This window comes from Halorubrum tropicale (assembly GCF_001280455.1).
In the GTDB taxonomy this organism is placed as follows: Archaea; Halobacteriota; Halobacteria; order Halobacteriales; family Haloferacaceae; genus Halorubrum; species Halorubrum tropicale.
Genome location: NZ_LIST01000006.1, coordinates 182,977 through 206,396, shown reverse-complemented (window position 1 = coordinate 206,396; position 23,420 = coordinate 182,977). Strand labels below are relative to the sequence as shown.

General features: G+C 73.1%; 28 protein-coding genes, 1 tRNA gene and 1 pseudogene. 14 read left to right on the top strand and 16 right to left on the bottom strand.

The genetic code is table 11. From position 1 onward, the window contains the following. The first annotated feature begins 49 nt into the window (after window positions 1-49). Window positions 50-1,087, top strand: a complete 1,038-nt coding sequence (locus AMR74_RS14480; RefSeq protein WP_053772763.1) for a succinylglutamate desuccinylase/aspartoacylase family protein — start codon at window positions 50-52, stop codon at window positions 1,085-1,087. A gap of 24 nt (window positions 1,088-1,111) precedes the next feature. On the opposite strand, the gene AMR74_RS14475 is transcribed toward AMR74_RS14480, so the two are convergent. Both AMR74_RS14475 and AMR74_RS18650 read right to left on the bottom strand, forming a co-directional pair. Continuing rightward, a complete protein-coding gene (locus AMR74_RS14475; RefSeq protein ID WP_053772762.1) occupies window positions 1,112-1,636 on the bottom strand; it encodes a hypothetical protein in 525 nt (174 codons plus the stop codon). 49 nt (window positions 1,637-1,685) lie between these two features. Next, window positions 1,686-1,763, bottom strand: a pseudogene (locus AMR74_RS18650) (pirin family protein); the annotation flags it as partial. A 115-nt stretch (window positions 1,764-1,878) separates the two neighbouring features. Here AMR74_RS18650 and AMR74_RS14470 point away from each other — a divergent pair. Together AMR74_RS14470 and AMR74_RS14465 are read left to right on the top strand one after the other, a co-directional pair. Continuing rightward, on the top strand, window positions 1,879-2,487 hold the full coding sequence (locus AMR74_RS14470) for a class I SAM-dependent methyltransferase (RefSeq protein WP_053772761.1): 609 nt from the start codon (window positions 1,879-1,881) through the stop codon (window positions 2,485-2,487). Further along, the gene (locus AMR74_RS14465; protein WP_053772760.1) at window positions 2,484-2,888 is read left to right on the top strand and encodes a hypothetical protein; all 405 of its coding nucleotides are present in this window, start codon (window positions 2,484-2,486) and stop codon (window positions 2,886-2,888) included. Before AMR74_RS14470 ends, AMR74_RS14465 begins: the two co-directional genes overlap by 4 nt. Before the next feature lie 51 nt (window positions 2,889-2,939). Here the strand turns inward: AMR74_RS14465 and AMR74_RS14460 are convergent, their stop codons facing one another. After that, a complete protein-coding gene (locus AMR74_RS14460; protein ID WP_053772759.1) occupies window positions 2,940-4,301 on the bottom strand; it encodes an OFA family MFS transporter in 1,362 nt (453 codons plus the stop codon). A gap of 343 nt (window positions 4,302-4,644) precedes the next feature. On the opposite strand from AMR74_RS14460, the gene AMR74_RS14455 reads away from it, so the two are divergent. Then, a complete protein-coding gene (locus tag AMR74_RS14455; protein ID WP_053772758.1) occupies window positions 4,645-5,154 on the top strand; it encodes a universal stress protein in 510 nt (169 codons plus the stop codon). Window positions 5,155-5,198: 44 nt separating this feature from the next. After that, on the top strand, window positions 5,199-6,254 hold the full coding sequence (locus AMR74_RS14450) for an NAD(P)/FAD-dependent oxidoreductase (protein WP_053772757.1): 1,056 nt from the start codon (window positions 5,199-5,201) through the stop codon (window positions 6,252-6,254). A gap of 121 nt (window positions 6,255-6,375) precedes the next feature. On the opposite strand, the gene AMR74_RS14445 is transcribed toward AMR74_RS14450, so the two are convergent. Beyond that, window positions 6,376-6,663: a hypothetical protein gene (locus AMR74_RS14445; RefSeq protein ID WP_053772756.1), complete on the bottom strand. Its 288-nt coding sequence runs from the start codon at window positions 6,661-6,663 to the stop codon at window positions 6,376-6,378. 339 nt (window positions 6,664-7,002) lie between these two features. On the opposite strand from AMR74_RS14445, the gene AMR74_RS14440 reads away from it, so the two are divergent. Next, the gene (locus AMR74_RS14440; RefSeq protein WP_053772755.1) at window positions 7,003-7,302 is read left to right on the top strand and encodes a hypothetical protein; all 300 of its coding nucleotides are present in this window, start codon (window positions 7,003-7,005) and stop codon (window positions 7,300-7,302) included. Between the two features lie 91 nt (window positions 7,303-7,393). Further along, a complete protein-coding gene (locus AMR74_RS14435) occupies window positions 7,394-8,314 on the top strand; it encodes a DNA adenine methylase (protein WP_053772754.1) in 921 nt (306 codons plus the stop codon). Window positions 8,315-8,386: 72 nt separating this feature from the next. On the opposite strand, the gene AMR74_RS14430 is transcribed toward AMR74_RS14435, so the two are convergent. Further along, the gene (locus AMR74_RS14430) at window positions 8,387-9,322 is read right to left on the bottom strand and encodes a prenyltransferase (RefSeq protein ID WP_053772753.1); all 936 of its coding nucleotides are present in this window, start codon (window positions 9,320-9,322) and stop codon (window positions 8,387-8,389) included. Window positions 9,323-9,325: 3 nt separating this feature from the next. After that, entirely contained in the window at window positions 9,326-9,844 is a 519-nt protein-coding gene (locus AMR74_RS14425) for a peroxiredoxin family protein (protein WP_053772752.1), read from the bottom strand. A gap of 100 nt (window positions 9,845-9,944) precedes the next feature. Here AMR74_RS14425 and AMR74_RS14420 point away from each other — a divergent pair, with 100 nt between their 5' ends. From AMR74_RS14420 to AMR74_RS14410, 3 genes are all read left to right on the top strand, one after another. Further along, a complete protein-coding gene (locus tag AMR74_RS14420) occupies window positions 9,945-10,730 on the top strand; it encodes a DUF547 domain-containing protein (protein WP_053772751.1) in 786 nt (261 codons plus the stop codon). A 73-nt stretch (window positions 10,731-10,803) separates the two neighbouring features. Next, on the top strand, window positions 10,804-11,253 hold the full coding sequence (locus AMR74_RS14415; RefSeq protein WP_053772750.1) for a universal stress protein: 450 nt from the start codon (window positions 10,804-10,806) through the stop codon (window positions 11,251-11,253). After that, complete coding sequence (locus AMR74_RS14410) at window positions 11,253-12,062, top strand: DUF63 family protein (protein ID WP_053772749.1); 810 nt, start codon at window positions 11,253-11,255, stop codon at window positions 12,060-12,062. The genes AMR74_RS14415 and AMR74_RS14410 overlap by 1 nt, the downstream gene beginning before the upstream one ends. A 17-nt stretch (window positions 12,063-12,079) precedes the next feature. Here the strand turns inward: AMR74_RS14410 and AMR74_RS14405 are convergent, their stop codons facing one another. The 6 genes from AMR74_RS14405 to AMR74_RS14380 form a co-directional block, all read right to left on the bottom strand. Then, the gene (locus tag AMR74_RS14405; RefSeq protein ID WP_053772748.1) at window positions 12,080-12,562 is read right to left on the bottom strand and encodes a DUF456 domain-containing protein; all 483 of its coding nucleotides are present in this window, start codon (window positions 12,560-12,562) and stop codon (window positions 12,080-12,082) included. A gap of 73 nt (window positions 12,563-12,635) precedes the next feature. Continuing rightward, on the bottom strand, window positions 12,636-13,217 hold the full coding sequence (locus AMR74_RS14400; RefSeq protein ID WP_053772747.1) for a DUF2150 family protein: 582 nt from the start codon (window positions 13,215-13,217) through the stop codon (window positions 12,636-12,638). A 179-nt stretch (window positions 13,218-13,396) separates the two neighbouring features. Continuing rightward, window positions 13,397-14,518 (bottom strand): SDR family oxidoreductase, encoded by a 1,122-nt coding sequence (locus AMR74_RS14395; RefSeq protein WP_053772746.1) that lies wholly within the window; start codon window positions 14,516-14,518, stop codon window positions 13,397-13,399. Then, a complete protein-coding gene (locus AMR74_RS14390; protein WP_053772745.1) occupies window positions 14,515-15,375 on the bottom strand; it encodes a TatD family hydrolase in 861 nt (286 codons plus the stop codon). Before AMR74_RS14390 ends, AMR74_RS14395 begins: the two co-directional genes overlap by 4 nt. A 90-nt stretch (window positions 15,376-15,465) precedes the next feature. After that, window positions 15,466-16,497, bottom strand: a complete 1,032-nt coding sequence (locus AMR74_RS14385; RefSeq protein WP_053772744.1) for a VOC family protein — start codon at window positions 16,495-16,497, stop codon at window positions 15,466-15,468. A gap of 80 nt (window positions 16,498-16,577) precedes the next feature. Beyond that, the gene (locus tag AMR74_RS14380) at window positions 16,578-17,435 is read right to left on the bottom strand and encodes a DUF7260 family protein (protein WP_053772743.1); all 858 of its coding nucleotides are present in this window, start codon (window positions 17,433-17,435) and stop codon (window positions 16,578-16,580) included. 174 nt (window positions 17,436-17,609) lie between these two features. On the opposite strand from AMR74_RS14380, the gene AMR74_RS14375 reads away from it, so the two are divergent. Beyond that, complete coding sequence (locus tag AMR74_RS14375) at window positions 17,610-17,975, top strand: cupin domain-containing protein (RefSeq protein ID WP_053772742.1); 366 nt, start codon at window positions 17,610-17,612, stop codon at window positions 17,973-17,975. Window positions 17,976-17,995: 20 nt separating this feature from the next. Here AMR74_RS14375 and AMR74_RS14370 read toward each other — a convergent pair whose 3' ends face one another. After that, window positions 17,996-18,334, bottom strand: coding sequence for a hypothetical protein (locus AMR74_RS14370; RefSeq protein WP_053772741.1), 339 nt, complete (start codon window positions 18,332-18,334; stop codon window positions 17,996-17,998). Beyond that, window positions 18,331-20,790: a penicillin acylase family protein gene (locus AMR74_RS14365; RefSeq protein ID WP_053772794.1), complete on the bottom strand. Its 2,460-nt coding sequence runs from the start codon at window positions 20,788-20,790 to the stop codon at window positions 18,331-18,333. Before AMR74_RS14365 ends, AMR74_RS14370 begins: the two co-directional genes overlap by 4 nt. Before the next feature lie 89 nt (window positions 20,791-20,879). Between AMR74_RS14365 and AMR74_RS14360 the strand changes: the two genes are divergently transcribed. Both AMR74_RS14360 and AMR74_RS14355 read left to right on the top strand, forming a co-directional pair. Further along, window positions 20,880-21,620, top strand: a complete 741-nt coding sequence (locus tag AMR74_RS14360) for a competence/damage-inducible protein A (RefSeq protein ID WP_053772740.1) — start codon at window positions 20,880-20,882, stop codon at window positions 21,618-21,620. An 83-nt stretch (window positions 21,621-21,703) separates the two neighbouring features. After that, entirely contained in the window at window positions 21,704-22,132 is a 429-nt protein-coding gene (locus AMR74_RS14355; RefSeq protein ID WP_053772739.1) for a desampylase, read from the top strand. Between the two features lie 180 nt (window positions 22,133-22,312). On the opposite strand, the gene AMR74_RS14350 is transcribed toward AMR74_RS14355, so the two are convergent. Continuing rightward, window positions 22,313-22,387 (bottom strand) — tRNA-Val (locus AMR74_RS14350). 83 nt (window positions 22,388-22,470) lie between these two features. On the opposite strand from AMR74_RS14350, the gene AMR74_RS14345 reads away from it, so the two are divergent. Beyond that, on the top strand, window positions 22,471-22,998 hold the full coding sequence (locus AMR74_RS14345; RefSeq protein ID WP_053772738.1) for a hypothetical protein: 528 nt from the start codon (window positions 22,471-22,473) through the stop codon (window positions 22,996-22,998). Window positions 22,999-23,032: 34 nt separating this feature from the next. On the opposite strand, the gene AMR74_RS14340 is transcribed toward AMR74_RS14345, so the two are convergent. Beyond that, entirely contained in the window at window positions 23,033-23,308 is a 276-nt protein-coding gene (locus tag AMR74_RS14340) for a DUF7553 family protein (protein WP_053772737.1), read from the bottom strand. Window positions 23,309-23,420: the final 112 nt, after the last annotated feature.

Below are 23,420 nucleotides of genomic sequence, written 5' to 3'. Positions count from 1 at the left end.
GGAGTGACGGGTCGCCATATATATAGCCCGCCCCCCGCTCCGCTCAGGCATGAGCGACGACCGGGCGTTCACGTACAACGGCGGGGCGGTGCCGCCCGGCGACACGCAGAACATCCGCTACGGCATCAGCGAGACGTACCTCGGCGACCCGGTGCGGATCCCCGTCACCATCGTCAACGGCGAGCGCGACGGGCCGACCGCGTTCCTCACCGCCGCGGCCCACGGCGACGAGCTGAACGGGATCGAGGTCGTCCGCGAGGTCGCCCACGAGTGGGACCTCTCCGAGCTGGCCGGCACCCTCGTCTGCCTGCCCGTGCTCAACGTCCCCGGGTTCCTCGCGCAGCAGCGGTACCTCCCCGTCTACGACCGGGACCTGAACCGGTCGTTCCCGGGGAAGCCCGGGTCGACCAGTTCGAAGCGCATGGCCCACCAGATCTACGAGAACTTCATCGCGCCGTGCGACTTCGGACTCGACTTCCACACCTCCACCCGCGGCCGGACGAACATGCTCCACGTCCGCGCGGACATGACCGACGAGGCCGTCTACCGTCTCGCGATGGCGTTCGGCTCGAAGGTCGTCATCGACAGCGACGGGCCGAGCGGCACCCTCCGCGGCGAGGCGACCGACGACGACATCCCCACGATCACGGTCGAGATGGGGGAGGCGCACCGGTTCCAGCGCCCGCTCATCGACGACGCGCTCGACGGGGTCCGCTCCGTGTTCGCGGAGTACGGGCTCTTGGAGACCGACGCGGTGCGCTGGCCCGGCTGGCGCACCATCGTCGCCGGCGCGGGCGAGAAGACGTGGCTCCGCGCCGACTCCGGCGGCATCGTCGACACCCACTTCGAGAGCGGGTCGCTCGTCCGCGAGGGCGAGCGCATCGCGACGATCACCAACCCGTTCAAGGAGGACGCCGTCGGGGTCGAGGCCCCCTTCACCGGTCTCCTGATCGGCCTCCTGGAGAACCCGGTCGTCTACCCCGGCAACCCCCTGTGTCACCTCGTCGAGATCGGCGCGTCGACCCGCCGGGCGATCGAGGCCGGCGACGCGCCCAGCCCCGTCGGCCAGCCGACGCCCTCGGAGTGAGGGGTCGCGGCGGCGCGCCTCCCGTCACTCACCACCGAGCCGTCCACGGAGTCCGACCGCCGCGCCGGCGACGAGCGCCAGGAAGCCGATCAGGAACGCCGCCGGCTGGAGGAGGACGCGCTGCGCGACGACGGCGCCCGGCTCGCGCTCGACGGTCCGCGTCCAGAACTCGTACCGCTCGCCGTCGCGCTCGACGATCAGGATCCCGTCCCCGAGCGCCGGCTCCGTCGGGTACGACAGCGAGTCGACGCGCTCGGCGGGGTCCTCGACGCCGAAGCCCCCCTCGGGCGAGTCGCGAGCGCGGTCGAAGGCCTCTCGGGCGTCGGGCGGGAGGTCGGCGTACGCGACGACCGCGTCCGACGCGTCCGACCCGTTCCCCCCGCTCGCGGCCGGCGACTCGAAGCCCGCGACGGACCCCTCGGTCACCGGCTGGACGGTGTGCGTGTAGGCGGGGCTCGGCTCGCCGACGGCGACGGGGAGGTAGAGGGGATTCGCCATCAGGAGGACGCCGAGCGCGGCGAGCCCGGCGGCCGCGAGCGGGGTGCGCATACGCCGCGTTCGGCGGGCCGGGAGTTGAGCGTTCGGGGTCGCCGCCGCGCTACCGACCGATCGTCCCCTGCCGCGCCACGGGCGCGTCGGGGTCCACCAGGAACGCCACGACCGTCGCGCCCTCGTCGCCCGCGGTCGGCGGCGGTGGTGGAGTCCATTACCGACTTGTAAAATTACGCGGTTAAAAAGCGGTCCGGTGGGGGCGACGCGCTCTTGTGTCCCGCGCACCTCGTTTCGATACCGTGACGACCGTCCTCTCGGACCTTGAGCGCCGCAAGCGCGACGACCGGCCGGACGGGACGTTCTACGACGATCCGCGGTTCGTCACCCACGCGGACGACGCGTTCCTCGCCCGGCTCACCGCGCTGTACGCCTCCGTCACCGAGCCCGGCGACCGCGTCCTCGACGCGATGAGCAGTTGGGTGTCGCACCTGCCCGAGACCGACTACGAGCGCGTCGTCGGCCACGGGCTCAACGAGGCCGAACTGGCCGCCAACGACCGCCTCGACGAGTTCGTCGTCAGCGACCTCAACGCCGACCCGTCGCTCCCGTTCGCCGACGGGTCCTCCGACGCCGTCTGCTGCGCGCTGTCGGTCCAGTACCTCCAGTACCCCGGCCAGGTGTTCGCGGAGTTCGCGCGCGTCCTCGCGCCCGGCGGGACGGTCGTCGTGAGCTTCTCGAACCGCATGTTCCCGACGAAGGCCGTCCGCGCGTGGCGCGCCGCCTCGATGGCCGAGCGCGCCGACCTCGTCGAGCGGTACCTCGACGCGGGCGGGTTCGCGGTCGCCGACCGGATCGCCGAGCGCCCGGGCGAGGACCCGTTCTACGCCCTGGTGGGGACGCTCCCGTGACGCCCCGCCGCGTCGCGGCCGGGGGCTTCGACCTCGCGCTCGCCCTGACGCTCGGCGCGGCCGCGCGGCTGGCGCACGTCCTCTGGTACCGCCTCTTCGAGACGAGCGTCGCCGTCGACCTCGCCGGCTCCGCCGCGCTCGGCGCCGTGTTCGGCCTCGGCCACGTCGTCGTCGCCTCCGGCGACCGCGTCCTCGGTCCGGCGGGGGACACCGCCGACTCGCGGGCGTGGCGCCCCCGACGCGTCGCCGCCGCGGGCGCGGTCGGCTTCCTGCTTCACGCGTCGATCGCCCCCGCGTTCACGCCGTTCGGGCTCGAACCGGGCGGCGTCAACGCGGTGCTGACCGCCGGCGGCGTCGCGGTCGGACTCTGGTCGTTCGCGGTCCGTCGGGCGACGCGGTAGGAGCGGGCGGGCGCGGTAGACGCCTGACGGCGGTCGCCCCCGCGCCGCTCGTCAGTCCGCCGTCGACGGGGCGGTCGACTCCAGCCCGGAGCCGCTGGGCGGTCGGAGGACGAACACCGCCGCTCCGGCGCCGAGCGCGAGCGCGCCGCCGAGGAGGAACGTCGGGTTCCAGCCGAGGTTCGCGACGAGGTAGCCGGCGACCGTCCCGGAGAAGACCCCGCCGCCGACCTTCGCGGTGTACAGGACGGCGTAGTTGCCGGATGAGTTGGCCGAGCCGTAGTAGTCGGCCAGTATCGACGGGAAGAAGACGTACAGCGGCGAGGAGAAGAACATCGCGCCGAGGACGAACGCGACGAAGACGGCGCCGTTGCCCGCCTCGCCGGCCGCCACCAGCCCGATCCGGAAGAGCCCGGCGAGGAGGAACGAGCCCGCCATCACGCGCTTGCGGCTGAAGCGGTCGGTCGCCTCGCCGAGGATCAGCCGCGAGACGCCGGCGGCGACGGGGAGCAGCGTCGCGGAGAGCGTCGCGACGAGCGCCGCCAGCCCGAAGTTCTCCGCGAACCGGACCACGTTCGCGATGACGAGGAGGTCGGCGCTCGCCATCGCGATGAACATCGCGTACAGCAGCCAGAACTGCCAGGTCGAGAGCATCTCTCGCGTCGAGTAGTTGCGGCCGCGGATCGAGGCGGCCAGGCCGTCGGCCCCGCCGTCGCCGTCGTCGTCCCCGTCGCGGTCCAGCCAGTCCGTCGGGGGGTCCCGGAGGAGGAGCGAGCCGACGAGCGTGACGACCAAGATCCCGATACCGATGTTGCGGAGCACGTCGCTGTACGCCGCCACGGTCGCGTTCGCCCGCACGTACGGGACCACGAGCGCGCTGCCGGCCGCGAACGCCATCGTCCCGACCCCGGTCGTCAGCCCGGTGCGGTCGGGGAACCACTTGACGGCGGTGTTGACGGCGACGGTGTAGACGATGCCGACGCCGACCGCGCCCAGCGAGTACAGCAGGTACAGCTGCCACAGGCTCGTCGCGTACGCGAGGCCGATGTAGCCGCCGCCGGCGAGCACCGCCGCGAGGAAGGTGAGCGCGCCCGGCCCCCGGCTGTCCCGCCACTTGCCCGCCGGGAACTGCGAGAGCGACTGGAACACGACGTAAAAGGAGAACACCGCGCCCAGCGCCGGGAGCGCGATGTCGAGGCCCTCGGAGAGCGCCGGCGAGATGGACGACCAGACGTACTGGTACGGGCTCACCGCGGCCATCATCCCGGCCGCGGCCGCGATCTGCCACCAGCGGGAGAAGCCGAGCGTGTCGGCGGCGCGCGCGGCGTAGTCGACACCGCCCGTCGACCCGTCGCCGCCGGCCGTCGCCTCTCCCTCCCCGTCGGCGCCTTCCGCCGTCGGTTCGCCATCACCCATCGTCGTCCGTCGTCCGCGTGGTGTCGGTCTGTGTCATGACGTGCGTGCCCTGTCGTTTCGCCTCTCGGCACCGGTCCCCCGGTTCGGGGAGGTCTCGTTTCCACCCACCGCGCTCGCCGACTAAAACTCGTCGTTGCGGTCGGTCCCCGCGAGCCGCTCGCCGGTCCGGAATCGCCCGCGGTCGTCCGGCGGTCGGTCGCCGCCCGACGGCGGTCCCGATCCGTCGCGCGGCGCCCCGGATAAATTATGATAATCGTCTATCCTGTCGAAAATTGTTAAGATGGAGCCTCTCGTAGCCGTATTCGAACACGGGGCGTCACAGGCCGACGCCCGAACCCACACCATGTCCACCGACACCGACGCCGCCGACCCGCGCGACGGAACCGCGAGCGCCTCCCGCGACGCCGACCGCGTCCCGCGGTCTCCCGGGCCGGGGCGCTTCGAGCGCGTGATGGTCGTCACGACCGACGACCCCGCGGGGCGGGCCGCGGCCTCGGCGGCCGTCGACCTCGCGGCGACGCACGGGGCGACCGTCGACGCGCTGTACGTCGTCGACACGACCGAGGGCTGGGACATGGTCGTCGAGCGCCGCGAGCGGGCCGGCGAGGAGCTCGTTGAGGCCGCCGCGGCCCGGGGCGCCGCGGCCGGCGTCGAGGTCGAGAAGTGGTTCCGCTACGGCGCGCCGCACAGGGAGGCGGTCGACTTCGCCGCCGCGCACGACGCGGACCTCGTGGTGGTCGGCGCCGCCCGCCGGACCGGGCTCGACCGCCTGCTCCACCCTGACCCGGTCCCGGCCCGCGTCCGGCGCGGCGTCGACGTCCCGGTCATGGTCGTCGGCCCGGACGACGACTGACCCGCGCGGCGACCGGTTAAGTGGTCGCGGCCCCTATGATCGGTGTGACCCACGTAGGCATCGTCGGCGCGGGCGCGGGGGCGGCCGCGGCGGCGTTCGTCATCGACGGCGCGGTCCCGGACGCGGACGTGACGGTCTTCGAGAAGTCCGGCGGGCTCTGCGGGCGCGCGGCCACGCGGCGCCACGACGAGTTCACGTACGACTACGGTGCGAACTACCTGAAGAGCGACGACGACCGCGTCGTCGAGCTGATCACGGAGACGCTCGACGACGAGGGGCTCGTCGACGTGACGGAGCCGGTGTACACCTTCGAGGCGGACGAGACGGTGTCGCCGGGCCGGGACGCCGACGACCACAAGTGGAGCTATCGGCGGGGGCTCACGCAGATCGCGAAGCGCCTGTTCGGCCGCACCGACGCGACCGTCCACCGACGGACCCGGATCGAGACGGTCCGACGCCTGGACTGCGCGGCCGACGGCGACGGCCGCTGGGAGCTCGTCGACGCGGACGGCGCGACGCGCGGGCCGTTCGACGCCCTCCTGCTGAACCCGCCGGCCCCGCAGACGAGGGACCTCCTCGCGACCGCCGAGTGGGACGACCCGCTCCGCGAGACGCTCGTCGAGGCGGTCGGCGAGGTCGAGTACGGCAGCGTCTGGACCGCGGTCCTCCGGTACCCGTTCGAACTCGACGTGCCCTACTACGCGCTCGTCAACACCGACAAGGAGCACGCCGTCGGCTGGATCTCCCGCGAGGAGTGTAAGCCCGGCCACGTCCCGGACGGCGAGACGCTGCTCGTCGTCCAGGCGAACGACGCCTGGTCGACGGCGCGCTACGACGAGGACCCGGCCGAGAACGTCGCCGCGCTCGCGGAGCACACCGCCGACATCGTCGGCGACGAGCGGCTGGCCGACCCGACGTGGACCGATCACCAGGGGTGGCGCTACGCGCTGCCCGAGGGCGGCGTCGACCGCGGCCCGGTCGACTCGGCGCGCGACGCGGGACTGTACCTGCTCGGCGACTGGGTCGCCGGCGAGGGGCGGCTCCACGCCGCGCTCGCGAACGGCCTCGACGTCGGCGAGCGCGTCGCGTACGGGATCTGAGGAGATCGGCGAGAAGGCAATCCGCGGCGGTTCTGCGACTGTTTTCGGCGTCGCAGCTGTGCGCGCGAGTCTCTTCGAAAAGCGATTCAGCGGCGGTTCCGTCGGACGCGGGTCGTTCGCGTCAGTTCGTCGTGATCCGGTACTCGACGGTCCCCAGGCCGGGGAGCGTGAGCGTCCGGACGCGGCCGCTGCGTCGGCGCAGGGTCCGCAGGGCGGACCGCGAGACGACGGCGAGCGCGACGGTGCCGGTCAGCAGCGCGACGGTCGCGACGGGGTACGCGAACGCGACGAACGGTGCGACGAGGAGCGCGAGGAACGCGAGCGTCCCCAGCGGCGAGCGGCTGCCCGGCGGCGAGTCGGCGCCGATCGGCCGGTGCGTCTCCGCCGAGGTGATAGAGCCTTGGTACATATCTCACCGTACACGCTCGGTCGACTAAAACCTTTCACTTTCCAAATAAGTTTTGAGAAACGGTACCACACAACACGCATTCAGAACATCTGAAACGGTTGTTAACGGGGTGTAAACAGTACCATGTTACTCGTTAGTATACTTCTCATATTTCTGTAACGTGTCGATAACGAGCGGCCGTTCGGCGCGGGTTCTCCTCCGTCGCCGGCCGGGGCGACCGGTCGCGGACGCCGCCGTCGCGTCGCGCGCCGTCGAGCGCGTCGACGGTGCGGGGATGCGCGTTCGGCGGTGCTTTTATTTCGTTACGACCGCTTCCGTAGATACGAACGGAGCCACACAATGACACTCGACACTCCCACCACCGATACAGCGGCCGTCGTCTCGGCGCCGGAGCGCAGGCGGGCGGTCGCCGGCCTCGCGGACGGCGCCGTCGAGACGGTCGCGGATCTGCGCGTTCGCGGGCGGGCCGACGAGATCGCCGCCGAACTCCGCGAGACGCACCTGCCGGCCTTAGAGGAGGCCGGCTACATCGAGTGGGACCGCGAGGCCGGGACCATCGAGCCCGGTCCCAACTTCGAGGAGGCCGCGAGCCACGTCGACGACCTCCCGATGCCGGGCATCGAGGCCTCCGACGACTGATCCCCGCGGGCGGTCGATCGGGTGCTGGATCACGCCGCCGCGGACGCGGCCCGGGACGTTTATCCCCGGGCGCGGGCGACACCCGACAGCGATGGCCGAGCCGATCCTGAAGTGGGCCGGCGGGAAGCGACAGCTGCTCGACGAGCTGTACGCCCGGTTCCCGGCCGAGTTCGGCCGGTACCACGAGCCGTTCGTCGGCGGCGGCGCGGTCTTCTTCGACCTCGAACCCGCCCGCGCGACGGTCAACGACGCGAACCCGCGGCTGGTGAACTTCTACGAGCAGGTCCGCGACCGCCCCGACGAGCTGATCTCGCGGCTCGCGTCGCTCGACGACCCCGAGAGCGACCCCGACCCGGCCCTCCCGTACGCCGAGGAGACGGCCCGCGGTCGGGAGGTGGACGCCTACTACTACCAGCAGCGCGCGCGGTTCAACCGCCGCCCCTACGAGGGCTCGTTCGACCCCTTGGAGGAGGCCGCCCTCCTCCTGTACCTCAACCGCACCTGCTACAACGGGCTCTACCGCGAGAACGCGGACGGCGGGTTCAACGTCCCGATCGGCCGGTACGCCGACCCCGACTGGGTCCAGCGGGACCGGATCCGCCGGGCGAGCGACCTGCTCGCCGACGCGGAGATCCGCAACGGCGACTTCGCGTACGTCCTCGACGCGGCCGAGCCCGGCGACTTAGTCTACTTCGATCCCCCCTACGAGCCGATGAGCGCGACGGCGAACTTCAACGAGTACAGCGCCGACGGCTTCGACCGCGAGGACCAGCGCCGCCTGCTCGACGTCGCCGGCGAGCTCGACGACGCCGGGGTGTGGGTCGTCCTCTCGAACAGCGGCGTGATGTACGACGCGTACGCCGAGGCGGGGTTCCGCGTCGACCGCGAGGGCGCGACCCGCGCGATCAACAGCGACGCGGACAACCGGGACGCGGTCGACGAGATCGTCGCGACGAACGTCCCGCCAGCGAAGCGACGCGAAACGGCACAGAAGGACCTCTCGCAGTACTGAGGGACCGCTCGCGGGACTGAAGTCGCGCGCGGCGAGGGCGGCACCGACTCCCGCCGCGCGTCGGGTCGCCCCTCACGCGCCCGGGCCGACGCCGAGCGCGACGAGCGCCCACGCGGCCGTCGTCGCGGCCGCCAGCGCGACCATCGTCGCCACCGCGGGCAGCGGCTCCTCCCGGCGCGTGAACCGCCGGTACCCCGGGGCGAGCCCGACCAGCGGGAGCAGCGTCGCCCCGGTCACGAGCGGCGGAAGCACTCGGCCGGCGAGGGCGGCGGCCGCGAGCGCGGCCGCGGCGCCCCCGAGCGCGTACGCGGCGCGGAGCCGGGCCGCCGACCACCGCGCCGCGAGCGTCCGCTTCCCGACGGCGGCGTCCGCGCGGCGGTCGGGCCACGTCGTCTCCAAGAGGTTGACGAACACCACGACGGCGAAGGGGAGCGTCGCGAGCGCGGCCTCGGCGGTGACCGCACCGGCCGCGACCGCGAACCCGTACAGCGGGAGCGCGGCGCCGCCGAGGAGCGCGTTCGTCGCCGCTCCGAGCCCGTTCCACGCGAGCCGGAGCGGCCCGACCGAGTACTGCCAGCCGACGACGAGGATCCCCGCGAGGAGGACGGCGGCCGGCGGCGTCAGGAGCGGGCCGTCCGCGAGGCCGACCGCCGCGGCCGCAACGCCGAGGCCGACCGCGGCGAGCCCGAGGCCGCCGGCGGCGATTCCGGCCCGGAGCGCGACCGCCCGCGGGAGGTCGGTCTCGACCAGCGCGCCGCTCCCGCCGGAGAACCGTGTGCGGTCGGTGAGCGCGTCGGTCTCGACGTCGGCGTACTCGTTGGCGTAGTGGACGCTCGCGGCGACCGGTAGCAGCGCGGCGAGCCCGAAGCCGACCCGGACTGGGCCGGCCGTCGCGCCGTGCCCGCGGCCGTACGCCATCGCGACGCCGAGGGCGTACACGAGCGCGATCAGGCCGAGCTGGGACGGGCGCGAGAGCCGCCAGAGGGCGATGGGCGCGCGCCGCTCCATCGGTCAGTCGTCCCGGAGCGCGCGGACCTCGGCCAGCAGGTCGTCGGTCTCGGGCCGGTCGGCGGGCAGCCGCCCCTCGTACGCGTACGCGACGACCGGCTCGCCGGAGCGCACGTCGAGGACCATCGCCACCGGCATGCGCCCGACGAGGTCGTGTAGCGACCCGAGGACGCCGAACCGCACGGGCTGGTCGTACGCGTCGCTCACGTCCGCGTCGGGGTCCGCGAGCAGCGGGAACGGGAGGTCGTACGACTCCTGCCACGACCGCGCCCGGTCGACGGGTTCGGGCAGCACGGAGACCACCGTCGCGTTCAGCGCCGCGAACTCGTCGTACCGGTCGGCGATCGCTTGGACCTGCGTCCGGCAGTTCCCGCAGTGGTAGTCGCGCTGGAACAGGAGGACGACCGCGTCGGCGTCGGGGTCCGCGGCCGCGGCCGACAGCGCGAACGGGTCGGGACCGGCCGCGACGTTCGGGAGCTCGAAGTCGGGGACCGCCTCGGCGGACGTCCGGGTGTCGCTCATACGTCGCGTACGCGCTCGCGCCGGATAAATCGAGACCCGGTCTGGCGCCCGCCGCGCGGAACCGGGCCACATATAGGTCCGTGCGACCATATCTCAGGCCATGGCACGGCCGGGGGCGACCGACGGGGGTGAGACCGCGGAGCGGCCCGCCGCGGACCGAGGGGCGGCAGAGCCTCCGACCGCCGACTCGGGCTCGGGGGCCGCGCCGGTCGACGCCGCCCGCGGGTTCCTCCGCGCCGTCCGGACGGACGGGGCCGCCGACGCGGCCCGCGATCGGCTCGACGCGCTGTCGCCGACCGCGCTCGACGCCCTCTCGCCCGCCGAGCGGCTGGCGTTCTGGATCAACGTCTACAACGGCGCCACCGGCGACGCGCTCCTCGACGACCCGACGCGCCTGTCGGACCGCCGCCGCTTCTTCGGCGCCCCGGTCGTCTCCGTGGCCGGCACCGACCTGAGCCTCGACGAGATTGAACACGGGATCCTGCGTCGCTCGCGGTGGAAGTACGGGCTGGGCTACCTGCCGAACCCGTTTCCGTCCGCGTTCGTCCGCCGGCACCGGGTCGCCGAGCCGGACCCGCGGATCCACTTCGCGGTCAACTGCGGCGCGGCCGCCTGCCCGGCTGTCTTCGCGTACGACCCGGCGACCGTCGACGAGCAGCTCGACCACGCGACCGAGACGTACCTGCGCGGCGAGACGGTCGTCGCGGACGGCACCGCCCGCGTGCCGCGGCTCATGCTCTGGTACCGCGGCGACTTCGGCGGGACGAGCGGGATCCGCGAGTGGCTGCGGCGCTACGGCGTGATCGACGCCGACGCGACGCCGCGGATCCGCTACCGCGAGTACGACTGGACGCCCTCGCTCGATCCCTTCCGCGGCCGGGACTGAGTCCGCTCGCCGGAGTCCGGACGCGCGGCCGCATTGGGCGGGCTTTTTGAACTCCCCCGACGAGGGACCGCGTATGACCGATCTCGACATCGACCTCGTCCTCGTGCCCGTCGACGGCAGCGAGGAGTCACACGAGGCGGTCGACTACGCCATCGCGCTCGCGGCGGAGTACGACGCGAGCGTCCACGCGCTGTACGTCCTCGACGAGGAGGTCGTCCGCGCCATCGACCACGGGGTGGTCGACGAGAGCGAGGTGGCAGACGACTCCGAGGCGTTCACCGACTCCGTCGCCCGCCGCGCGGACGCGGCCGGGGTGCCCCACAGCAACTCCATCGCCTACGGCTTCTCCACGTCGGTGAAGACGGTCCACCCCGGGAGCGTCGTCCTCGACACGGCCGAGGAGCTGGAGTCGGACTTCATCGTCGTCCCGCGCGAGCCCGTCTCCGGCGACCCCGGCGAGGTGCTGGGGAAGGCCGCCGAGTACGTGCTGCTGTACGCGAGCCAGCCAGTCCTGTCCGTCTGATGGTCGGCGCCCTCCTCCCCGCGGGCACGACGCTGCCGCCCCTGCCGCACCTGGTCGTCCTCCTCCTCGCGACCGCGGGCGTCGTCGCCGCGCTCCGCCGCCGCCGTCCCGCGGTCACCGGGCGCCGCGTGCTCGCGCTCGCCCCGTGGATGGCGCTCGGCTCCGCGGCCCACGTCCTCTACGTCGTCGACGCGCTCCAGCCGCTCCTCGCGCCGTTCGCTGGCTCGCCGGCGGTCTACCTCACCGTGGGAGCGCTCGCGGGCGCGGCGTGGCTCGCCGCCGACGCCGCCCGCCCGGACCGCATCGCGGCGACGATCGCGGCCGCCGGCGCGCTCTGTCTCGTCCCGGTCGTCGCGGTCGCGGTCGGCACAGGGGTCTCCCCGGTCGGCGCGCGCTGGTCGACGCTCGCGCTCGCGCTCACCGTCCCTGTCGCCGGCGCCACTTGGGCCGGGCTGACGCGCGCGCGCCCCGAGACGAGGGTCACTGGCGGCGTCGGCGGGCTCGCGGTGTTCGGCCACGCGCTCGACGGCGTCTCGACCGCGGTCGGGACGACCCAGCTCGGCTTCGGCGAGCGCACGCCCCTCTCGCGGATCCTGCTTGAGGTCGGCGGGCTGCCGTCGCTCCCGGTGATCGGGGAGGGGTGGCTGTTCCTCCTCGTGAAGCTCGCGGTCGCGAGCGCCGTCGTGTGGCTGTTCGCGGCGTACGTGCGCGAGGAGCCGGCCGAGGGGTACCTCCTCCTCGGATTCGTCGCGGCGATGGGGCTCGGCCCGGCCGCGCACAACCTGCTCCTCTTCTCGGTGGCGGCGTAGCCCGCCCGCGACCGGCGTTACAGGACGCTGAGGGCGAACGCGACCGTGACGCCCGCGAGCAGGACGGCCTGGACGAACGCGCTGGCGAGGGCGCCGACAACCGCGTAGGCCGCCTGCCGGGCGGCCTCGCCCGTGTCGCCGTCGTGCTCGTCGAGGGCGGCGACGAAGACGGTGCCGCCAAGGCCGACGACGAGCCCGATCGGCCCGAGCGGGACCAGGAGCACGATCCCGATCAGCGTCCCGACGACGACGGTCCGGGTCGAGGCGCCGCCGATCCGGCCGGAGACCATTCCGGACACGAGGTCCGCCGCCGAGGCCAGCAGCGAGACGGCGACGAGCGCGACCAGCGCGACGAGGCTCGGCTCGGCGAAGCCGGTGGTGTACGCGTAGCTGACGACCGTCAGCGCCGCGAGGACGCCGCCCGGCACGAACGGGACGAACGAGCTGGCCGTCCAGACGACGAGGAGCGCGATCGCCAGTCCGGCCGCGAGAGAGACCATGCGGACCCGACGCTACGGGCGCTGAAAACACTTCACCTCGATCGACCCGACGGGGCCGGGTCCGTCGACGCCGTCAGTCCTCCTCTTCGACGACTTCCGGGTCCTCGATGGCCGACTGGAGGGAGTCGAGCCCGTTGACCCACTCGGAGACGAGCCCGTACTCGAGGTCCTCGACGAGCTCGATGTCGAGCGCCTCGCCGTCGATGACGCGCGTGCCGGCCTGGACCACGTAGCCGAGCGCGGCGTCGAGGTCGTCGCCCTCCTCGGCCTCGGCGGCCGCGCGCACGAACTCGCTCACGTCGCCGTCGACGACGCCGCCGACGACGTACTCCTCGGCCGCGTAGAAGACGGGGACGAGCGAGGTCTGGACGCCGTCGATCAGCATCACCTTGTCCTCGTCGTCGAACTCGACGTCGGCGAGGACGATCTCGCGGATGTCGCGGAGCTCCTCCACGGCGCGCTCCTCGCCGATGCGGTCGTCGTCGAACGCCGCGAGCACCTTCACCACGGCGATCGCCGCGTCGTCCTGGAGGTTGAGGAGGAGGCGCGCCGAGTCCTCGTTCTCGGGGTCGAGCTCCTCTTCGGCCAGCCTGTCGAGCCAGTTCTGCCAGCGTTCGTCGGTATAGAACGTTTCGACGGCGTCGTCGTCGGTCATGTGCCCTACGTCGCCCGGCCAACTCAAATGCCTTTCCTATCGATCGCCGCGCGAGACCGCGTCTCACCCGCGTGAATCCCGGATTCCCGGCGGCGCCCCCGTCCCGCGGTCGGACGCCTCCGTCCCGCGGTCGGACGCCTCCGTCCCGCGGTCGGGCGCCTCCGTCGCCCCTCCCGGACTCACGTCATCGGGTCGTCGCCGAGGTCGGGGTTCGCCCGCGCGAACGCGACGATCCGATCGACGTACGACTCGAACGGCGGGACGGAGACGTCGGTGTCCGCCAGCGCGTCGGTCGCGTTCGGGCAGCGGTAGCGGGTCAGGTGGTCGAAGTAGTCGATCGTCGCCGGCTCCACGTCGACGCCCCGGGCCGAGAGCACCCGCGCGGCCGCCTTCGCGACGGGCTTCGGCGTCGGGACCGTGACCGTCCGGCGCCCGGCGGCGTCGCTCATCGCGGCGACGAACGCCGGGACGGTGAGCGGGTCGGGGTCGCAGAGCTGGTACGTCTCGCCGACGGTCTCGGGGCGACCGCTCAGTTCGGCGATCGCGTCGACCACGTAGTCCCGGGGCACGACGTTCAGCTCCGTGTCCGCCGCGCCGGGGACCGAGAACGCGACCGCGAGCCGCCGCGGCTGGGCCAAGAGTAGCCGCAGGAGGTTGTAGGGCCCGTCGAGCTTGTCGGTCTCGCCCGTCTCGCTGTCGCCGACGGCGATCGCCGGCCGGTAGACGGTCGCCGGGAGCCCCTCGGCCATCCGCTCCCGCACCGCGACCTCGGCGCGGTATTTCGTCGCCTCGTAGTGGTTGTTGAACGACTGGCCCTCGCGGAGGTCCTCGGCGGTGAACACCCCGTCGTACCGGCCGCTGACGTAGCAGGTGCTGACGTAGTGGAGGCGGTCGACGCCGACGCGCTCGGCCGCGTCGAGGACGTGTTCCGTGCCGCGGACGTTCACCGCCTCCGCGAGGTCGGCGTCGACGCTTAAGTCGTACACCGCGGCGAGGTGATACACCTCCTCGACGCCGCCGAGCAGGTCGGGATCGTCGAGCGCCGCGCCGAGCCCGAGGTCCGGCTCAGTGACGTCGCCCTCGTAGAGGTGGACGGCCGCCCCGTCGCCGCCCTCGTCCCCGACGTCGGCGACGATGTCGCGGGCGCGCCGCGCCGCGAGGTCGCGGTACCGGGACTGAACGAGGCAGGCGACCGGCCCGTCGCCGCGGGCGAGCACGCGCCGGAGCAGCGCCGAGCCGAGGAATCCGGGGAACCCGGTGAACAGGACCGCCGGCGGCCGCGAGGCCGTCGCCCCGCTCACGGCTCCTCACGCTCCAGCGTCGCCTCGGTGTCGATCCCGTACACGTCGCGCGGCGTCTCGACGTGCGCCCGACGGACCGCCCCCCCGTGGCCCTCCTCCAGCAGCCAGCGCACCCGCCGAGGGACGGTCTTCGGGCCGAGCACCATCCCCGGGCGGTCGGGGTCGTCGACGAAGTCCGTCTCCATCAGGAACGGCTCGCCCGCCTCGGCGGCGCGCTCCAGCCGCTCCTTGTCGCTCATCACGCTGGGCGTGACGCCCGCCAGCTCGCCCGCGGCGTAATGTTTCACGACCTTCGAGGGATCGAGTCCGACCTCCTCGGCGACCGCCGCGAGGTCGGTCAGGTCCTCGGTCGCCTCGGTGTGGAGCTGGACCGCGCAGCCGACCTCGGCGCCCAGCTCGAACGCCCGGCGGGTGACCGCGTTCGACGCGTCCCACACCGCGTCGGTCACGTCGTAGTGGGGGCGGCCGGACTTCAGCGCGAGCGCGTCGCCGTCCGCGACGTACTCGCTCGCGGCTTCGAGTCCGCCGCGCATGAGGTCGCGGGCCGCCTCGGGCGGGAAGCCGCGCTCGTCGACGAGCCGGCTGATCAGTCCGGGGTGGACGCCGAGGACGGGCCACGCGCGCCCCGGGAGCGCCTCGCTGGCGGCCGCGACCGTCTCTAACGTCTCCTCGAAGACGGCGCGGAAGTCGTCGGGCTCGTCGGGCTCGACGCCGAGCAGCCACGAGGGCTTGTTCACGACGAGCAGGTGGGTGCCGCCGAGCCGCGCGAACTCCTCGACGGCCTCGATCCCGCGGCCGTGTCGCGGGTCGAGGTGGAGGTGGTTGTCCAGCACGGGCGTGCCGAGGTCCTCGGTCATGGGCGTGGATTCGGCGGCGACGGATTAGAAGGATCGGTCCGCGGCGTCGTCCGCGCCGTCCGTCTCGCCCGACGTCCGTGCCGGCCGCGATCAGTCGGCGCGGTGCGCCGCGAACTCGCCGTCGGCCCGCGGCACGGTCACGTCGACGAGGCCGGATTCGATCTCGTCGCGGCGGTCCTCGAACCGCCCGGGCAGCACCAGGCGCTCGCCGAGCGCGTCCAGCGGCTCGTCGCTCGCGTAGCCGGGGTCCGAGGTGGCGAGCTCGAAGAGCACGCCCGCGAACTCCCGGAAGTAGACGGAGCGGAACCAGTGCCGGTCGATCTGTTGCGTGGGGCGGAGCCCCATCGATGCGACCGCGTCGCGCATCCCCGCCTGGTCGTCGTCGGTCGGGGTCTGGAACGCGACGTGGTGGACCGTCCCGCGCCCGGAGCTCCCGCGCCGGTCGACCGCGACCACGTCGACGTACTTCCCGACCGGGCCGCCCGCCGCGAAGCGCGTGCGCTCGCCGCCCGTCGCCGCGTCCGTCGCGGTCGCCTCCGCCTCAAGCCCCATCGTCCGGAGGAGCCGTCGGGTGCGCTCCGGCTCGTCGATCCACAGCGTCACCGAGTGGAAGCCGCGGATCGCGGCCGACTCGGGGACGTGCGCGGTCCACGCGGTCGTCGGGTCGTCGGCCGGAACCTCGACCGCGACGAGCTCGACCGGGAGCCCGTCGGGGTCGCGGAACGGGAGCACCGTCTCGCCGTACCGCTCCTCCCGGTCGTCGTAGTCGACGCCGCGCTCGTCGAACCGCTCCTCCCAGTAGTCGAGGCTCCCCTCGGGGACCCGGAACGCGGTGCGGGAGACCTGTCCGGAGCCGACCTCGCCCTCGGGGAGGTCCGTCCACGGGAAGAACGTCACGCTCGTGCCGGGCGTCCCCACGGCGTCGCCGTAGAAGAAGTGGTACGTGCCGGGGTCGTCCTGGTTGATCGACCGCTTCACGAGGCGGAGCCCGAGCGTCTCGACCCAGAAGTCGAGGTTGCGCTGCGGGTCGCCCGCCACGCAGGTCACGTGGTGGATCCCCGGCGTGGGCGTCGGGCCCTCGCCCGCGGCTCGGTCGGCGCCGTCGTCGGTGGCGTCTGTCATGTCCCGCACTACGTCGCGGAGGGACTTGAACCGGCGCGGACACGGGTGTTACCGGGTCCCGGCCGCGGCCGACGGGCGGCTCACCGCGTCCGCGCCATCGCCCGCTCGATCCGGTCGCGCAGTCGCTCCAGTCGGTCGCCGAGCGTCCCGACGGCGGCGAGGATCGGATACGAGGCGTCGAGGTCCTGATAGCAGTACGTCGCGAAGTCGATATCGTCCCCGATCGCGAGCCGGCGCTCGTGGTCGGCGAGCACGCGCTGGCGCCGCGCGGCGATCCGGTCGCAGTCCTCGACGAGCGCCTCTATCCGAGTCCGGCAGGCGTCGAGCGCGCCGAACCCGGCGGCCGCCGCCGCGGCGTCGCCGTCGCCGAGCTCGTCGTCGATGGCCGCGACCTCCGAGCGGACGGGGTCGAGCCGGGACCCGGCGCGCTCGACCGACTCGATCTCGGACTCCAAGGCGTCGAGGAACGCCTCGCGCTCCTGGACCGCGGTCTCGATGGCGCTCAGGAGCGAGCGCTTGTACGCCTCGTGGAAGCTGTCCGTCCGGGTGAGCGCGTACGCGATCTCGGGGCCGAACTCGGCCGCGACGCTCCGCTCGTAGGTGTCGTCGTACTCCGTCTCGTAGTGCGGCACGGACATCACCGTCGCCCGGTACGCGTCTCGGACCGCGACGAGGCCCGACCCGGGCGACGCCGCGCCGCCGGCGCCGTCGGGACTGCCCGCCGCCCCGCCGATCGCGCCGCCCGCGCCGCGCGTCGGATCCATCGCGGCGGGGCCCGCCGCGGTCGCGTTCCCGTCCTCGGTCGGGACCGACGAGACGCGGCCGCGGAACGCGCGGAGGGCCTCCCGCTCGTCGACGGTCCGGCGGCGCTCGACGCGGAGCGCGGCCCGCGCCGCCCGGATCGGATCGCTCCCCTCGTCCGCGTGGGTCGCTGCCATACGTCGCGGCACGCACAGTCTCCTCGTAAACGCTTATATGAGGGGTCCGGCGGTCGCCCGAGCGGTTTACACCGCTACCGAGTGCTATATATCTCCCACGCGCCCCGGACGGTCGCGGGCGCCGCTGCGACCGGGGTGAACAGCGACTTTACCGCTCCGGCCCCGACCGCCGGTATGGAGAAGGCGTCCCTCGCAGAGGCGTTCGGCTCGTTCGACGAGACGTGGTCGCCGCGGCTCGCGGCCGAGCTCAACGGACAGGCGGTCAAGCTCGTGAAGGCTGATGGGGAGTTCGTCTGGCACAGCCACGCGGACGCCGACGAGCTCTTTATCGTCCGCGACGGCCGGCTCCGGATCGAGTTCCGCGAGGCGGACGACGCGGTGCTGGAAGCCGGCGACTTCATCGCCGTCCCGCGCGGGACCGAACACCGCCCCGTCGCCGAGCCCGAGGCCGAGGTCCTGTTGTTCGAGCCGCGCGAGACGCGCAACACGGGCGACGTCGAGACCGACGAGACCGTCACCGACGTAGAGCGGCTGGACTGAGCGCCGGCCGCCGGAGCGCGTCAGGTCGCGACGGCCCGCGCGAGCGACCCGAACAGCGGCAGCGCCAGCCCCGCGCCGACCGCGACGTAGGTGATCGGCCGCATCCCCGGCACCGCCGGGGCCGCCGGGCCGAGCGAGACCGCGAACGCGGCGAGGGCGACGACGCCCGCCCCGAGCGCGTACGCGACGCCGCGGCGGACCGTCGGCGCGGCGAGCGACGCGAGCGCGCCGGCCGCGATCAGCCCGAGCCAGTGGACCGACGCGAGCGCGACGCCGACCGCCACGGCGGCGACGACCGCGACCGCGTGCGCCCGCGGCTCCGTCCTGGCGCGCTCTACCGGCGACGGCCCGTCGCTCATCGCGACCCCTCCGTCGGCTCGAACCGCACTACCGGGTCGCCGCCGCCGAGGGGCATCGGGCGCTGGTCGTTTTCGAGCCAGCGCCGGAGCTGGTCGTCGTAGTGCTCTGAGAAGTAGTCGCCCGAGTTCCCGCCCGGGAGGACCGCGGTGGCGTCGGTCCCCGGGCGCACCACCATCCGCCAGCTCGACCCGACGGACGACTCGACGCGGTAGTTCTTCACGGTGGCGGGCGAGCCGTCCGCCGGGCGCTCCGCGTAGTTCAGGAACGGCGCCTCGCCGCCGAGCGGGTGGGTCATCGCCCGCGTGGTGTTGTAGTCGCTGTACCGCTCCCACCCGGCCTCGTCGACCTCGGCGAGCGCGTCGCCGAGGGCCGCGACCGCGAGGTCGGCCCGCGAGCGCCCGTCGAACAGCGGGTCGTCGTCGGGGAGCCGCGCGAGCGTCCAGTCGCTCGGGTAGTAGGAGTCGTCGAGGTCGGCCTCGCCGAACGCGGGGCCGAAGACGCGCTCGCGGAACGCCGGCAGGTAGCGGGCGAAGAGCAGCGCGCCGCGGGCGTCGCGCGCCATCCGGTAGTCCCACTCGTCGAGGGCGTCGGCCGCGTCGACGAGCGCCGGGCCTGGGTCGGACCGGTCGCGCACGGCGGCGACCAGTTCCGGGACGAGTTCCGGCGCGCGCCCGTCGCGCACGTCGCTCTGGAGCCCGCGGTGGAACTCGGGGTCGGTCGTCCCCCCGTCAGCCGTCCGCGCGTCCAACCGGTCGGCGATGCGCGCGCCGCGGTACGGGGTCGCGTAGTCGACGCCGACGTAGTGGATCGGGTCGTCGATCGGCCGCTGGTTCGCCGTCGAGAGCGCGTCGGGGTCGATCGCGTGCGGCTTCTCCTCGAAGGGGACGAACCCCTCCCACGAGGACTCGCCGAACGGCTCGAACCCCTCCCACTCGCCCTCGCCCGCGGAGCCGTCGAAGACCCGGTCGCCGTCGACGACCTCGCCGTCCGTCCGGCGGATCGGCAGCCGCCCGGTCGCGAAGTAGAGCGTCCGGCCGTCGGCGTCCGCGTACACGAGGTTCTGCGTCGGCAGGTCGAAGTCGCGCGTCGCGTCGATCAGGTCGTCTATCCCCCCGCTGCGCCCGTACGCCTCGATGGCGGTCGTGGTGCGCGTCGCCGTGTGGCCGGTCCACGCGACGCCGACCGTCCGCCCCTCGCGCTCGATCAGCGGGCCGTGGACGGTGCGGCGGACGCGAAGCTCCCGGTCCTCGCCGCTGGCGACCGGGATCGTCTCGCGCTCGTCGACCTCGAACGGGCGCCACTCGCCGTCGTACCGGTAGCGGTCGCCCGCCTCGTCGATCTCGTAGCGGTAGCAGTCGAGCACGTCGGCGCCGAGGTTCGTGAACGACCACGTCCCGCGGTCGTTCGCGCCCGCGATGACGAACGGCACGCCCGAGAACGTCGCGCCCCGCACCGAGCGCTCGGGGGTGTCGACCGACTGCTCGTACCACAGCGGCGGCGCCTGAAGCGAGAGGTGCGGGTCGTACGCGACGGTCGGCGTCCCGCTCGCGGTGTGCTCGCCCGAGACGACCCAGCTGTTCGAGCCGACGCCGGTCGGCGACTCGAACCCGGAGAGCCAGTCGGTTAGGGCCGGGTCGACGGGGTCGACCGAGCCGCGCTCCCGACCGTTCGAAGCTCGCTCCCGGTCGTTCGAAGTCCGCTCCCCCCGCTCGCCCGCGTCGGCCAGCGCGGACTCCCGCGCCCCGTCGAGCCGCGTCTCGGTCCCGTCGAGGATCGGGTCGTCGTGGTCGTACCGCGTCGGGAACAGGGTCGCCGCGCGCTCCGCGCCGAGGCGGTCGGCGACGAGCGCGCGGCGCAGCTCCGAGAAGCTGCCCGTGAGCGTCCACGATATCTGCTTCTCCATCAGCATCGAGTCGACCGGGGTCCACGGCTCGGGCTCGTAGCCGACCAGCTCGAACTCCAGCGGGAGCGGGAGGTCGTCCATCGCGGCGTTGACGCCGTCGGCGAACGCCTCGACGAGCGGGCCGGCGCGCGTCTCGGCGACCGCGTCCCAGGTGGCCGCGGCGGCGTCGGCGAAGCCCATCGCGACGTTGAACTCGTCGCTGTCGAGCGTCGCCTCGCCGATCACCTCCGAGAGGCGGCCGCGCATCACCCGGCGCTGGAGGTCCATCGCGAACAGGCGGTCGAACGCCTGGCAGTAGCCCACCGCGAAGTACGCCGCGGGCTCCGCGTCGGCCTCGACCTGCGGGACGCCGAACTCGTCGCGCGAGACGCTCGCCGCCCCGTGCGGGCTCTCGACCGTCTCGGGGAGCGACCGATCGGCTGCGTCCCACGCCCCGCCCGACAGCGGGGCGAACGAGTCGAGGAGGTCGGCCGCGTCGCTCGCCGCCAGTCCGGCGCTGCCGGCCGCGAGGACGCTCGCGAGGACCGCACGGCGTGTGGTGTCGCGTGTCACCTCCCGACCGAGGCCGCGGTCCCTCATTATTATTCGGGTCTGTCCGCGGCGGGAAACGCACATCCGTCGGCCGCTCGTACGCCGGTCCGATGGAGGTCGCGCTGATCACGGTCGGGGACGAACTGCTCTCGGGCGACACGGTGAACACCAACGCGAACTGGCTCGCCGCGGAGCTGAGCGAGCGCGGCGTCGCCGTGTCGCGGATCCTCTCAATCCCCGACGACAGGGCCGAGATCGCTGACCGGGTCAGCGAGTACGCGGGCGACTTCGACGCCGTGATCGTCACCGGCGGGATCGGCAGCACCCCGGACGACGTGACTATGGAGGCGGTCGCGGACGCGTTCGACCGCGAGATGGCCCCGACTGACCTCACGCGCGAGTCGGTCGAGCGGCGGCTGGCCGCGATCCGCGAGCGCGTCCCCGACCGCGAGTTCGACGTCGACGTCGCGGCCGAGGCGTCGGTCCCAGCGGGGAGCCGCCCGCTGGTGACCGAGGCCGGGCTCGCGCCGGGCTGCGTCGTCGAGAACGTCTACGTCATGCCCGGGATCCCGGACGAGCTGAAGGCGACGTTCGAGACCGTCGCCGACGAGTTCGCGGGCGACCGGCGCTCGCGGTTCCTCTACACCGTCGAGCCGGAGTCGAACATCGTCGACGCCCTGGAGGAGTCGACTGAGCGGTTCGATGTCGCCGTCGGCTGCTACCCGGACCGCGAGGCCGACCACAACCGGCTCAAGGTGACCGGGACCGACGACGACGCGCTCGACGCGGCCGCGGCGTGGCTGCTGGAGCGCGTCGACGCGAGCGAGACGCCGGTGTCCAGGGACTGGTGAGCACGGTGTCGCCCGCGGACCGGTTCGGGCCTCTCCCCCGCTGGTCCGATCGGACTTATGCCGGCGTCGGGCCTTCATCCGGTATGATCGAACTCACGCGGGCGGCGTACGACGACATCGTGTACCGGGCCTACGAGGGCGGCGAGGCCGAGGTCTGCGGCGTCCTCGCCGGCGACCGCGGGACGGACGGGGACCCCAGCGTGGTCACGGAGACCCATCCGGCCGAGAACGTCGCGGACACGCCCGAGATCCGCTACCGGATCGACCCGGAAGCGCAGCTCGACCTGATCGAGACCGTCGAGGCGGCGGGCCGCGACGTGGTCGGCTTCTACCACTCCCACCCCACCGGCCCGACGCACCCGAGCGAGACGGACGCCGCGCGGGCGACGTGGCCCGACCACTCGTACGTCATCTGCGCGCTCGACGGCTACCCGTTCGTCGGCTCGTGGCGCTGGCGCGACGGCGCGGACGAGTTCGAACAGGAGACGGTGACGGTCCGGAGCGAGCGGTAACGGCCCGCCCGGTGGCCGAAATCTGGGCTTTGGCGACCGACTCGGTGGGCTCGCGGAGTTGTGGCGCGGTTCTGGTCGGCCCGGGTGGTGACTTTTTGCGCCGGTGCTCTCGGTTGCGAGACGGACGACACGTGCGCGTGTGACTTTCGACACTTCCTTCACGAACGGCAGGGAAATGTATGGGTTGGGGCGGATTCGAACCGCCGGCCTGCTCCGTGTGAAGGAGCCGTCATAACCTGGCTAGACCACCAACCCGCTCACTCCGAGGTATCCGACGTCCGGACTTAAGAGTTACTTTACGCCGAAGCTTCATTTCGCGGCCGCCCGGATCCCTCGTCGTGACTCACGAACTCCGCTTCCTCGAACGGCTCCGCCAGAGCGTCGCGAGTCTCCTCCACGCGCCGCTGTCGCTCGTCGGCCTCTACGCCGAGCGAGAGACGCCACGAGAGCAGTACGCGCTTACGCTCCGCGAGCCGTACCCGGTCGTCGAGGCGCGGCTCCACCGGCTCGGGTTCGTTCGGAACCTCGTCTCCTCGCTCAAGTACCGCGACTACGAGACGCCCCCGCAGACGACCGTGGCCAGTTGGGTCCGGTACCCGGAGGGGCCGCTCGAAAGCGACGACCAGCTTCACCTCGCGCTGTACGCCGGGGCCGACCGTTCGACGACCGACGTGTACGCTCACTGGGAGCCGTCGTGGATCCGGCACCCGATCCGCCACTACCGCGCGACGGACGTCGACGCCGAGGAGGGGATCCGACGGGTGCGGTCGCTGTTCGAGGCGGCCGATATCGAGTACGCGGTGCTGCCCGCCGAACAGCGAATCGGCGGCGACGCGGCCGCGACGGCCGGCCCACCACTGAAGTAACTCGGCGTACGCGATCGCGCCGAACGGAGCGCCGTTACTCCGCGGCGGTGTCCTTGCCGCGGTACTCCGCGACGCGCTTCCGAGCGGACGCGACCGCCTCGCGGGCCTCGCCCTCGGCGCGCTCTTCGAGCTCCTTCAGGTCCGCTTGGAGCTTGTCCAGCCGTGAGGGCTCCGGCTCCTCGTCGTCCTCCCGGCCCACGAGTTCTTTCACCCGTTCCTCGACGGGCGCTAACTCCTCTTTCACGCCCGCCTTCGCGTGGTCCGCCGCTCGACCGAGGTAGTACCGTGCGTCTTCGAAGTGCTTACTCATATCTGTCCCTTGGTGAAGGGCAGATATAACCTTTGTGGCGGCGCACCGAGGACAATATTCGTCGCGGCGCGCCGCCCGATCCGAACGCCGAGCCCGACTCGGGAACGCCGAG